This is a genomic window from Ectothiorhodospira lacustris (genome assembly GCF_022227785.1).
Lineage (GTDB): Bacteria > Pseudomonadota > Gammaproteobacteria > Ectothiorhodospirales > Ectothiorhodospiraceae > Ectothiorhodospira > Ectothiorhodospira lacustris.
The window spans coordinates 1-11,996 of sequence record NZ_JAJNQM010000089.1; the positions used below are offsets into that span (position 1 = coordinate 1).

At 64.4% G+C, this 11,996-nt stretch carries 9 protein-coding genes and 1 pseudogene; 4 read left to right on the top strand and 6 right to left on the bottom strand.

The genetic code is table 11. The features are described from left to right. Positions 1-102: 102 nt before the first annotated feature. Together LQ952_RS13730 and LQ952_RS13735 are read left to right on the top strand one after the other, a co-directional pair. Positions 103-921 (top strand): hydrolase 2, exosortase A system-associated, encoded by an 819-nt coding sequence (locus tag LQ952_RS13730; protein WP_238623195.1) that lies wholly within the window; start codon positions 103-105, stop codon positions 919-921. Next, complete coding sequence (locus LQ952_RS13735) at positions 918-1,817, top strand: hydrolase 1, exosortase A system-associated (RefSeq protein WP_238623196.1); 900 nt, start codon at positions 918-920, stop codon at positions 1,815-1,817. The genes LQ952_RS13730 and LQ952_RS13735 overlap by 4 nt, the downstream gene beginning before the upstream one ends. Here the strand turns inward: LQ952_RS13735 and wecB are convergent. Both wecB and LQ952_RS13745 read right to left on the bottom strand, forming a co-directional pair. Continuing rightward, positions 1,789-2,919 carry a non-hydrolyzing UDP-N-acetylglucosamine 2-epimerase gene (gene wecB / locus LQ952_RS13740; RefSeq protein WP_238623197.1) on the bottom strand — a complete coding sequence of 377 codons (1,131 nt, stop codon included), beginning with the start codon at positions 2,917-2,919 and terminating at the stop codon, positions 1,789-1,791. The genes LQ952_RS13735 and wecB overlap by 29 nt on opposite strands. Before the next feature lie 225 nt (positions 2,920-3,144). Then, the gene (locus LQ952_RS13745) at positions 3,145-5,778 is read right to left on the bottom strand and encodes a right-handed parallel beta-helix repeat-containing protein (protein WP_238623198.1); all 2,634 of its coding nucleotides are present in this window, start codon (positions 5,776-5,778) and stop codon (positions 3,145-3,147) included. 169 nt (positions 5,779-5,947) lie between these two features. On the opposite strand from LQ952_RS13745, the gene LQ952_RS13750 reads away from it, so the two are divergent. Then, a complete protein-coding gene (locus LQ952_RS13750; protein ID WP_238623199.1) occupies positions 5,948-7,393 on the top strand; it encodes a VanZ family protein in 1,446 nt (481 codons plus the stop codon). Between the two features lie 25 nt (positions 7,394-7,418). On the opposite strand, the pseudogene LQ952_RS13755 reads toward LQ952_RS13750, so the two are convergent. From LQ952_RS13755 to LQ952_RS13770, 4 genes and pseudogenes are all read right to left on the bottom strand, one after another. Further along, a pseudogene (locus LQ952_RS13755) lies at positions 7,419-7,694 on the bottom strand (nucleotidyltransferase family protein); the annotation flags it as partial. Then, entirely contained in the window at positions 7,651-8,082 is a 432-nt protein-coding gene (locus LQ952_RS13760; protein WP_238623200.1) for a nucleotidyltransferase substrate binding protein, read from the bottom strand. The gene LQ952_RS13760 and the pseudogene LQ952_RS13755, both read right to left, overlap by 44 nt. A 26-nt stretch (positions 8,083-8,108) precedes the next feature. Next, positions 8,109-9,344 (bottom strand): pyridoxal-dependent decarboxylase, exosortase A system-associated, encoded by a 1,236-nt coding sequence (locus tag LQ952_RS13765; RefSeq protein WP_238623201.1) that lies wholly within the window; start codon positions 9,342-9,344, stop codon positions 8,109-8,111. Beyond that, complete coding sequence (locus LQ952_RS13770; RefSeq protein ID WP_238623202.1) at positions 9,341-10,948, bottom strand: acyl-CoA ligase (AMP-forming), exosortase A system-associated; 1,608 nt, start codon at positions 10,946-10,948, stop codon at positions 9,341-9,343. Before LQ952_RS13770 ends, LQ952_RS13765 begins: the two co-directional genes overlap by 4 nt. Positions 10,949-11,106: 158 nt before the next feature. Here LQ952_RS13770 and LQ952_RS13775 point away from each other — a divergent pair, with 158 nt between their 5' ends. Beyond that, positions 11,107-11,835 carry a S1C family serine protease gene (locus LQ952_RS13775; RefSeq protein ID WP_238623203.1) on the top strand — a complete coding sequence of 243 codons (729 nt, stop codon included), beginning with the start codon at positions 11,107-11,109 and terminating at the stop codon, positions 11,833-11,835. Positions 11,836-11,996: the final 161 nt, after the last annotated feature.

Genomic DNA, 11,996 nt, shown 5'->3' on the forward strand with positions numbered 1-11,996 from the left:
CCGATGATGAAATCGAGGGAGAGACCTTTGAGACGGTTGGTTCTTTGGTGAACTTTGTCGAGGCAAAACTCGCGGATTCCGCTTGATGTGAGGGTGTTGGCCATGCAGCGGGAGGCCTTTTTTCTGGGGCACGGTACCGGACGGCGCTTTTGTCTGGTGACCCGACCCGAGGGGGGTCCTGTTGGCGGGATCATTCATGTCCCGGCCTTTGCCGAGGAACTGAATACATCCCGCCGCATGATCGGTCTGGCGGCACGGTCCTTTGCCCGGGCAGGTTGGGTGGTCCTGCAGATGGATCTCCATGGCTGCGGCGACAGTGCCGGAGACTTCGGGGAGGCGCACTGGGATTCCTGGCTTGAGGATCTGGACAGGGCCTGGGCGTGGATGGACGCGGACTGTGCCGGTCCCCGGGTGTTGTGGTCCTTGCGGGCGGGCGCATTGCTGGTGGCGGACTGGTTGAAGGGCACCGAGAGATCGGTGCCTTTGCTTTTCTGGCAACCGGTGACGCAGGGGCGGCGGCAGTTGAACGAGTTCTTGCGGCTCAGGGCCATGGCCGGGATGCTGGAGGGCGGAGAGGCCTCGGGAGTGGTTGAGTCGCTCAGGCTGGCGCTGGAAGCTGGTGAGGGGGTGGAAGTGGCGGGATATTCCCTTGGGCCGGCGCTGGCGGCGGGGCTGTCGGCTGCCGAGCTGGTGCTACCGGAGGGGTTTCAGGCCCCGGTGGGGTTGTTGGAGGTGGCCGCCGGCGGCGTGCCGGGGCGAGGTGTCCAGCGTCTGGCGCAGGCATGGCGGGCGCTGGAGGTGCCGGTATGGGTGTCGGCGGTGGATGGTCCTCGGTTCTGGCAGTCACGGGAGATCATGGTGGCACCCGCCTTGTGTGATGGGTCTCTGAATTTTCTGAAGTCGCTGGAGGCAGTCCGGTGAGTGCGTTTACCGAGCGGGCGCTGTGTTTTCCCTGCGGTGATGATGAGTTGCTGGGGGTGGCGGCGGTGCCGGATGGGCCGGTCGGCGATGTGGGGGTGATCGTGGTGGTGGGTGGCCCCCAGTATCGGGTGGGGAGTCATCGCCAGTTTCTATTGTTGTCCCGGTATCTGGCCGGTGCCGGGTTTGCCTGTCTGCGCTTTGATTTTCGTGGCTGTGGGGATGCCTCGGGCGAATCGCGCGGGTTTGAGTCGGTGGACGACGATATCCGGGCCGCGGTGGATGCCTTGCTGAAGGCGGTGCCGCGGGTACGGCAGGTGGTGCTCTGGGGGTTGTGTGATGGTGCCTGGGCAGCAGGTGTCTATGCCCCCAAGGATGCCCGGGTAGCCGGGCTGGTGTTGCTGAATCCCTGGCTGGGTGAGGTGGGGGAGGATGCCGGGGTGGTGTTGAAGCACTATTATCTGAGGCGTTTTCTTGATCGGGGGTTCTGGCGCAAGGTGTGGCGTGGGCGGGTGTCCTGGCACCGATCCGGTGGTGAGTTGCTGGGCCTGTGTCAGCGTGTGTTCAGACGCGGTGATGGGGTAGAAACCGGTGCTTCCCTGTCCGGGCAACTGCGGGACGCCGTGTTGCGGTCGAAGCGGCCGGTACTGTGGTTGCTCAGTGGCCGTGATCTGGTGGCCCGCCGGTTTGAGCGGGTCGTTGAACAGGACCCGGTCTGGTCTTCATTGCTGCGGCAGGGGGTGGTGATGCACATCGAGGGGGCCGATCACACGTTTTCCCGCGCGCAGTGGCGGGATCAGGTGGCGGCAAGCACCCTGTGCTGGCTGCATGCCCTGCAGGATCCGCCGCCACCCCCGGCAGCGCGTGTGCCTACGTCCGATCCGGCGACCACCCCTTGAGTACGGCGGCGATACGTTCCGCGGCCTTGCCGTCCCAGTATTCGGGGATGCGTCCGGACTTTGCCGGTTGTGCCAGCGCCTGGGTGACGGCTCCCATGATGGCTTCCGGTTGGTTGCCCACCAGGGTGTTGGTGCCCTCCGTGACGGTGATGGGCCGCTCGGTGTTGTGGCGCAGGGTGATGCAGGGAATGCCCAGGGCGGTGGTTTCTTCCTGTATGCCGCCGGAGTCGGTGAGGACCAGGCGGGCCTCCCGCATCAGGCCCAGCAGTTGCAGATACCCCAGGGGCGGGGTGCACAGGACGCGACGGGGGTCCAGGGTGTCCAGCAGGCCGAATTCCATCAGACGGCCACGGGTGCGCGGGTGAATGGGAAAGATGATGGGCAGATCACGGGCGATGCGGTTGATGCAGTCCGTGATGCCGGTCAGCACGGTCCGGTCATCCACATTGGAGGGGCGGTGCAGGGTGAGCAGGGCATAGCCCGCGGGTGAGTCGATGAGTCCGGCATCCAGGCCCTGGGCCTTTAGGGTGTCTGACGCCGGCATGGCCTGGCGCAGGTTGTAGTGCAGGGTGTCGATCATCACGTTGCCGACGAAGTGCACCCGCTCCGGGTCAATGCCTTCCTGTTTCAGATTGTCCAGGGCGCTGCGCTCGGTGGTGAAGAGCAGGTCGGAGATCTGGTCGGTCAGGACCCGGTTGATTTCTTCGGGCATGGTGCGATCCCGGCTGCGCAGCCCGGCCTCCACGTGGATGACGGGGACGCCTTTCTTGGCGGCCACCAGGGCGCAGGCGATGGTGGAGTTGACATCACCCACCACCAGGATGGCGGCGGGCTGATGCTGATCCAGGACCGGTTCCACCCGACGCATGATCTCCGCGGTTTGCTGGGCGTGGGTGCCCGAGCCGACTTCCAGGTTGATGTCCGGGTGGGGGATGCCCAGATCGCGGAAGAAGGCGTCATTCATGTCGGCGTCGTAGTGCTGGCCGGTATGCAGGAGCAGGGCCGGTATCTCTGCCGCGGCGAAGGCCCGCATGATGGGGGCGATCTTCATGAAATTGGGGCGGGCGCCGACGACGCAGAGGATGGGGCGGATGGACGACATGAGGTCTCCTTGGCTTTGGGCGCCCGGGTCAGGCAATTCGAGATGTTCCATGGCGCAAGACGGTAGCTTACCCTGACGGGGATTTTTCGGCGATAGGCGGTCGTGAAGGAACCCAGGTTCAGCCAGGCCCTTCTCCCCTTGGGGGAGATGGGTTTGGGATGAGGGGAAGGGAGTCACCGCTCTCCCCGAGGGGTGCGGGGTTTGGTACAGCAACTCCGTTGTCTTTCATCGTCTTGGGCTGTGATTGTAATCCCGCCCCAGATGAGGAAAGTCCCACTGCTGTTCCCGCGTCTGCCCGCGCTCAAGTTTGCCTTCGACAGGGCGGAGGTCCAGGGTATCAAGATTGCCCCATGGGTTCCTTAAATAGATGTCTGCCTGTCCCATGTTGCGGGTCAGGTTGTCCTTGTTTCTGACCCGGCGGGGCAGGATCAGGGGGGTGCCGGCGAAGACGGCGTTGCCCGCGACGACCTGTTCGTAGCCCTGCTGGGGGCGGTCGACATGAATACCGAAACCCTGTGCAACCAGGGTGTTCTGCAGGATGTGGACCTCCCGGGGCAGGTGGTTGTGGGGACGGACGATGAGGGCGTCGTTGTAGTGGTTCACGAACAGGTTGTTGTACAGGGCAATATTGCCCTCGCCCTGGAACAGGCGTTCGTAGGGGTTCTGGTAAAACAGGTTGCCATGGATCAGGTAGCGATCATGTTGCCCCAGGCCGGTTTCGGGGAAATGGCCCACCAGCAGGTTGGGGCGCGCCTGGTTGCCGCTGTTGCCGTGCCGGGCCTTGCTGAAGGTGTTGTAACGAATGATGGTGTGTCCCGGCTGGGTGGGCATGCCCGGTAGCCATTGGCGCTGGGTCTGGTGTTTGATCTGGGCGTTGTAGCCCAGGGTGTCTTCGATAAGGTTGTGCTCGATCAGCCCGCCAATGAAGGGGCCGCTTCCATCAGGTCTGCCCAGATACATGCCGGTGCCCACGTGATGGATATGATTGTGCCGGATGATCCAGCCCCAGGCGGGGCTGCGGGTGGTGATGCCGTTATGCCCTTGGGCACCGTCGTAATTGTGGATGTGCAGGTGTTCCAGGGTGATGTGGTGGGTGAAGTGGCTGTGGCTTTCGGCGACGATGGCGTCGGCGTTTTGCTGTTGGCCGTCCAGGGTGAGATGCCGGATGGTGATGTGGGCGGCATTGACCAGGCTGATGGTGCGCTGGTTGTTCCTTGCCTGGAGCAGGGCGGGTGTGCCGGTTTCCGGACCGGTGATGACGATGGGGTGTTCCGCGGTGCCCTGGATGTGGTGCAGGTTGAGCTGGCCGGAATAGATGCCGGGGGCCAGTTCCAGGCGATCACCTGGCTGGAGTTGCCTGGCTAGTTGGCGGAAGTTCTCCGGCGTGGCCTGAAGGATGCGACGGGGTGTCGGCAGGGTGGTGGGCGCATCCGGTTCCGCCATGGTAATGGCGGGTATCCGCCGGGGGGGCAGGAGCAGGTGGGTGAAGAGCATGCCGTGGCGGTGTTCCAGTTCGTCCAGCACGTCACAGTGCCCGGCCTGGTACTGGATGGCGCCGATGTCGCTGCGCCCTTGTCTGGGGTGTCCGCAGAAGTCGTGGCCTATGCGGGGTGGCGCACTGCCCTGGTCGAATAGTCGCGAGCCGTCCCTGAGCAGGAAATCCCCCTGATCGGGGGCATAAAACCATCGCTCGAATCGCCCCAGCCCCTTGCCCGCGGGGCCGTTGCCCAGGCTGTCCAGGGTGGTGGCCAGCAGCCCCCTGATGGGGCCGGTGTCGTCCGCGCCCGCGCCGAGGCGGTGCTTGATGACCGGCAGGTAGTTGGCGAGGGCAAAGCGGCCGGTTTCCAGGTTGTTGGTCTGTACGGCATGGCCTTCGTCCCGTTCCCAGAGGGTGCCCGAGATCAGGTTGTCCGCGGTATCCGCCCAGGTGGCGGGAAACCGGGCCTGGATGCCGAAGGCGTTGTAGATCGTATTGTTGCTGATGTCCGGTTGGCCGGCATTGGTGAGGTAGATGCCTGGCTCGTCGGGGCAGTTGAGGATGAGGTTGTTGGTGATGCGGCTGCTGTGGGTGTTTCGTTGCTGGTATGGGGCGGGGCCGTCCTGGATGTGGATGCCCAGGCGGTGGCCCTGGGTGTGTTGCCACTGGCAGATGATCAGGTTGCTGTCGATGTGAAGTCCCCGGGTGTCGCCACGGATGGACAGGCCCGCGCCGATTCTGCCGGCGCTGTTCGACTGGTGTGCCATGTCGGCGATGAAGTTGCGCTCGATACGCCAGTGGCGGCCCCGGTTGAGTTCGACGGCGGCGGGCTGGGCGTGGCCGGTGCGGGGGGCGTCGTTGATGAAGACGTTTTCCCGAATCAGTACGGACTGTCCCTGGTCGGTGATGTCTGAGGACGGACCGGTGCCCTGGATGGGGATGTCGAAGTTCTGGAAGCGGTTGTTGAGGATGGTGATGTGGCTGGCCGAGTCGCGGATGAGCAGGGCGTGGCGGGTCTGGGGGCCACCCTGGATGTCGAGGCCGCGGAACTGCCAGTGACCGGCTTCCACCGTGAACAGGGTTTGCTGGTTGGTCCAGAGTCGGGCCGTGCCCGGCAGGGCGGCCTGGATGATGATCGGGGCATCCCGGGTACCGCCCTGGCGCAGTCTGAAATCCGTTACGAAGTAGTCGCCCGGCATGAGTGAGAGTATGTCGCCGGGTGCCGCTGCCCTCAGTGCGGTCTGCAGTTCGGCGGTGGTGGTGATGGTATGGGGCTGGGCGGCCAGTGACTGGCTGATGGGCAGGAGCAGCAACAACAGCAGCAGGAGTAGCGGCGGTAGGTGGTGCCCGGTGGGGTGTTTTGGCGTTTTGGGTGGTGCCATCATCCGTCAGGTATCCGCGGGTTGGGTGGCCTGTCGATTCGGAACGACAGGTTCAGCGTAAACGGATATGGGATGTTCTGCCATATATTCAGACAACCGCCTGATCATGACCGATTCTGGATGGAGATCTCCATTGGCTGATGTGCCTCGAAAGGGGGTTAATTTTGCGGTGGCTGCCTGGTTGTCACTGCTGGCGGTGCTCTACGCCACCTTGATGCCGTTTGATTTCGGTAACCAGAGTGTTGCCCAGGCCTGGGCACATTTCACCAGTCTGGATGTCCCGCAAATGCGTGCCTCGGCGCGGCAGCAGTGGGTGGCCAATATCCTCATGTTCGTGCCTCTCGGGCTGTTCTGGACGGCCTGGTTGTCCGGTTATGTGCGCGGTTTCCTGGGGCGTTGCCTGGTGGGGCTGTTCGTGGTCCTGCTGGCCCTGGCGACCACGGCGACGGTGGAGTTCCTGCAGTTCTGGTTGCCCCGGCGAGAGCCGTCCCTGCTGGATATGAGCGGCAACTTCATGGGTGGCGTGGTGGGTGTGCTGACATGGTATGGATTGTCGGGGCCGGGACGCCGGTGGTTGGCAACGCTGCGCCAGGGTGGGTTGACCGCGTTGCGAAGAGGATTGGTGATCTATGGGGTGGCCTACGTGTTGTTTGCCTGGTTGCCGCTGGATTTCATCGTTTCCTGGCAGGAGTGGGTGGGTAAGCTGGAATCCAATGGCTGGGGACTTTGGCGGGCGCCCGTCTCTGAGGATGCGGGCCTGCGCTGGTGGGTGCTGCGGAGCATGGTTGTGGTGATGACCCTGCCTGTCGGTATCTTGGTGGGGTGGTGGATGAGGGGGCATTTTTCGGCTGTCTCGGGCTGGGGGAGATTCTTCCTGTCCGTGGTTGCCGCAATGATGTTTGGCGTGTGGGTGGAAATCGGGCAGTTTCTGACGATTTCCGGCATTGCCGAGGGTGGGTCTGCCCTTTCCCGGGCGTTGGGGGTGGTCCTGGGGATCGGGCTGTTTGTGTGGCGCGGTCATTTCAGTCCGGACCGGCTGCGTCACTGGGCGCGGCCGGTGGTGATGCTTTCGTTGATCCCTTACCTGGCGCTCATGGTGTTGCTCAATCTGGGCGGAAAGGGGTTTGTTCTGGAGGCGGGGGCGGTATCGGAAAAGCTGGAATCGATGCGATTCTTGCCGTTCTGGTATCACTATGTGGTGCCGGAGGCGGCGGCAATCGGCAGTGTGCTGCTGCATCTGGTGATGTATGCCCCCGTGGGCATCATGATGTGGCTGTGGCGTTGGGGGCCGCGGGGCGTCACGCCCTTGGGTGGTCCATGGGTCGCTGTCGCGTTGGCGATGACGCTGGCCGTCGTGATGGAGTCGGGCAAGCTGTTCATGGCGGGGCTGAGGCCGGATCCTACGAGTGTCTGGATTGCGGCGGCGGCGGCCTGGGTGGGCTGGCAGGCCTGTGGGGCGGTCTGGTGGGGCTTGCGGGGGATTCGGGATTATCCTGCCCCGGAGCGCCCTCGTTCAGTGAGGTCGGTGACGGATTTCCCGGGGATTGAGCCACCGGATCCGGGGTTTGTTCGGGGGGGTGAATCTGGATGGACTGGGGGACGATGGCGAGTCTGAACGTGTCGCTGATGGTGGAGCCGTCCACAAGGTCAACCTTCCAGGGCAACTCGGATTCGCTGAAGGCCTCCTGGAGCAAGCCCAGGTGTCGCAGGCTTATGGGCGTTCTGGGCATGATGAGTAGATCCAGGTCCGAATAGGGCTTGGTCCTGCCGGTGACCCTGGAGCCGAAGGCCCTGACTTCCGTGTCCGGCAGGTGCCGGCAAAGGATGTCGGATACGATTGCCCAGTGACGGGGCTCGATGTCGATGGGAGGCCTACGGGTTGCGGGCATTGAGCTGTTCCAGCAGGTGTTGCGCATCCTGAAGAAAGTCCTGGCATGCCTGGAGGATGATGGCCGCTTTCTTTTGATCGTAAGTGTGGGCCGTGATGTTGCGCAGGGTGCGATACTGAAACCAGGCTTCCACGTCACCGATCAGGCCTTTTTCGGCTCCGCTTCGCAGCAGGTCTCTGAAATTGCTTTTATCGATTTCTTCAGGGCTGGCTGCTTCCAGTTCCATCTGTCGACGTAGCATCTTGATGCTGAGTTCGTAGACAAACTCGAAATTCTGAATCACGCCGGCGATGAGGGTGTTTCTGACCGCGGGCGCCTGTGACTGGAACCAGGTGCTGTCACTGACGATGGCCATGGCCTCTCGAAACGAGATGATGGCATTTTGCAGCGGACTCAGATCCAGGGTTTCATCCATGGTGCTTCCCTATGTTGGTTGCCTGGTCAGACCAGGATTTCCGGAATGCCCGGATGCCCGAGGAATTTTTCCGGGCTGGCCGTCAGGCCGTAGGCGCCTGACTGAAAGATGACCACCAGATCGCCGGGGCGGGCCTTGGGCAGGGTCATGCGGTCGGCCAGCAGGTCCAGAGGGGTGCACAGGGGGCCGACCACCGAGGCGGTTTCCATCTCCGTTTCGTCCATGCGGTTGCCGATGGCCACCGGGTAGTTCTTGCGGATGATCTGGCCGAAGTTGCCCGAGGCCGCCAGGTGCTGGTGCAGGCCGCCGTCGGTGACCAGGTAGGGGTGGCCGCGGGAGAGCTTGCGATCCAGGATGCGGCAGACGTAGATCCCCGCCTCGCCCACGAAGTAGCGCCCCAGTTCGATCACCAGTGCCGCCTCCGGCAGGCGGCGGGCCGCTTCTGCCTGGAGCGTGGCCAGGTTGTCGCCGATGGGGGCCAGATCCAGGGGGCGTTCTCCGGGGAAGTAGGGGATGCCGAAGCCGCCCCCCAGGTTGAGGAACCGGACCGGTGCCGGGGCGTGTTCGGCCAGTCGGCAGGCCAGTTCAAAGCTTTTTTGCTGGGCCTCGACGATGGCGCCGGCTTGCAGGTTCTGGGAGCCGGCAAACAGGTGAAAGCCTTCAAAGTGCAGCCCGGCGTTGCCGATGGCCTGAAGCAGGTCCGGCACCTGCTCGGCATCCACGCCGAACTGTTTGGGGCCGCCGCCCATCTTCATGCCGGAACTCTTGAGTTCGAAGTCCGGGTTGACCCGTACCGCCACCCGGGCGGGAAGGCCCAGCTGTTCCGATGCCTGGGCCAGGAGGGGGATTTCCCGGAAGGATTCGATGTTGACCAGGATGCCGGCGGCCACGGCCTGTTGCAGTTCCAGCGGCTGTTTGCCGGGGCCGGCAAAGCTGATGTCCGCGGGATCGGCGCCGGCGTCCAGGGCCACCTTGAGTTCTCCGGCCGAGGCCACGTCGATGCCGTCCACCAGGCCGGCCATGTGGCAGACCAGGGCGGGCATGGGGTTGGCCTTCATGGCGTAGTGAAGCTGGATGCCCCGGGGGAGTTGTTCCCGCAGTTGCGCCACGCGCTGGGTGAGCAGGCCGCGGTCATGGGCGTAGAAGGGCGTCTGCCCCACGCGGGCGGCCAGCCGGGTGAGCGGCATGCCGCCGATGGTGAGTTCGCCGTCACGGACGGGGAACTGGGTCATGGGGGTGTGGGTGGGGGCGGGTTTGTTCATTTGTTGTCCGATGCCTTCGCAGACCATGCGCCGGCCAGCGCCTTGCGGTCCAGCTTGCCGTTGGGGTTGCGGGGGAGGGGGCCGTCATGGGCGTGGATGCGGGCCGGGACCATGTAGGCGGGCATGCGGGCCTTGCATTGGGCCAGCAGGGCGTCCACATCCAGGGTCGCGTCCGCCGTCGGCGGCGTGGCGATGACGGCGATGACTTGGCCCAGGGTGTCGTCGGGGATGCCGAAGGCCACGCATTCGCCTACCAGCCGGGTGGCGTAGAGGATTTCTTCCACTTCCGTGGGACTGACCCGGTAGCCCGAGGTCTTGATCATCTCGTCCCGACGGCCGATGAAGTAGAGATAGCCGTCTTCGTCGTATCGCACCGTGTCGCCGGAGAAGACGGCGATCTCGGGCAGGACCAGGCCGGGCTCGCGGCCCGGGGCCAGGGCGGGCAGGGGCCTGAAGTGGCGGGCGGTCTTGTCTGGGTCGTTCCAGTAGCCCTGGGCCACCAGGGCGCCCCGTTGGACCAGTTCTCCCGGTTCGTTGGGGGCGCAAGGGCTGCCGTCTTCCCGCAGGACCAGGACTTCGGCATTGGGGATGGCCTTGCCGATGGAGTCGGGGCGTCGATCCACCTCTTCCGGCGGCAGGTAGGTGGCGCGGAAGGCTTCGGTGAGGCCATACATTAAATAGGGGCGTGTGCGGGGCAGGGTATCCCGCAGTCGACGCAGGGTGGCCAGGGGCATGCGCCCGCCGGTGTTGGCGATGTAGCGCAGGTGTTCGTCGATGCCCTCGGGCCAGTCCTGCTGGGTGAGCTGAATCCACAGGGGCGGTACGGCGGTCAGGCCGGTCACCCGTTCCCGGACCAGGGCCTTGAGTACGTCCCGGGGCAGTAGATAGTTGAGCAGGACCACTCGGGCGCCGGCATGGAAGGCGGTGGTGAGTTGGGAAAATCCCGCGTCGAAGGACAGGGGCAGAGCGGCCAGCAGGGTGTCGTCGGCGTGGTTTTCCAGGTATTGGGCCACGCTTTTGGCGCCCATGACCATGTTGCGATGGGACAGGACCACCCCCTTCGGGCCGCCGGTGCTGCCGGAGGTGTAGAGGATGGCGGCCATGTCGGTGTCGATGATGCGCGGCTCCCGGTAGTCGGCGTGGCCGCCCGGTTCGGGCCAGCCATGGAGGTCGACGCCGGGCAGGTCGGGCATGTCGCCGGGGGCTTCGGTCAGGATGATGTGGCGCAGATCGTGGCAGTCCGCCAGGGCTTCCCGCAGGCCGCCGAGGCGGGCGGGCGAGGTGATCAGGATGCGCACGTTGCAGTTGCGCAGGATGTAGGCCACCTGGTCGGGCTTGAGAATCGGGTTCACCGGCACGAAGACGCCCCCCGCCGCGCTGGTGCCGAAGATGCCGATGACGGTTTCCAGGCGTTTTTCCAGGTAGACGGCCACCCGTTCTCCGCGAGTGAGGCCGATGGAGGCCAGCGCGGCGGCAAAATCCCGGATGGCCTGGGTGGTGTGCCCGTAGGTCCGGGTGGTGTCGCCGTGGGTGAGGGCGGGGGCTTCCGGGTTGCGTTCGCCGGCGGCGAAGGGAAGATGGTGCAGGAGGTAGGTGCTGTCCATGGGGGCCTCGCGCTGTTTTTCAGGCATTCTGCAGGAGGTCTATAATCAAAGCCAAGCGCAATCATGGAGCGGACGCTGTGAAAAACCTGTCGACGAATCATCGCTCATCCCCGCGTTCTCGCCCTCTCGGCTGGTGGATTCTGGTTCTCTTGCTGGTGATGCCCCTGTCGGTGGCGGCATCGGAGTTGGCCGATGCCATCGCCCGGGTCAAGCCCTCCGTGGTGGGGGTGGGGACTTTCCAGCCGACCCGTTCGCCCCGGGCCAATCTGATGGGGACGGGATTTGCGGTGGCCGACGGGCGTCATGTGATCACCAATGACCATGTGATTCCCCTGACCATCGATACGGCCAACCGGGAGCATCTGGCGGTTTTCATTCCCGGTTCGGGGGATTCCGGCGAAATGCGTCGGGCGGAGCGGGTGGCTTCTGACCCGTTGCGGGATCTGGTGTTGTTGAGAATCGAGGGGGCGCCTCTGCCCGCATTGCGCCTGGGTAACTCCGACCGCCTGCGGGAAGGTGAGACGGTGGCACTCACCGGTTTTCCCATCGGCGCCATGCTGGGGCTGGTGCCGGCCACTCATGTGGGGATTGTTTCCGCCATCACGCCGGTTGCCATGCCCATGCATTCCACCCAGCAGTTGGATCCCCGGGTGATCCGGCGCCTGCGTGATCCCTATGTGGTGTTTCAGCTGGATGCCTCGGCTTATCCCGGTAATAGTGGCAGCCCCCTGTACCGGCCCGCGACCGGCGAGGTGGTGGGGGTGTTGAACATGGTGTTCGTGAAGGAGGGGCGGGAGCGGGCGCTGGATCGGCCCAGCGGCATCAGTTATGCCATTCCCGGGAACTACATCCGGGATCTGTTACGGCAGGCGGATCTGACGCCTTGAATGGGTCATTCCGATTCTTCCCCGTCATTCCCGCGAACGCGGGAATCCAGTCGCGGTTGGAGTGTCCGTCCTGGACTCCCGCTTTCGCGGGAGTGACGGGGTAGGAGCTGACGTGATGAGACAGGCCCGGGAGTGACGGGGTAGGAGCTGACGTGATGAGA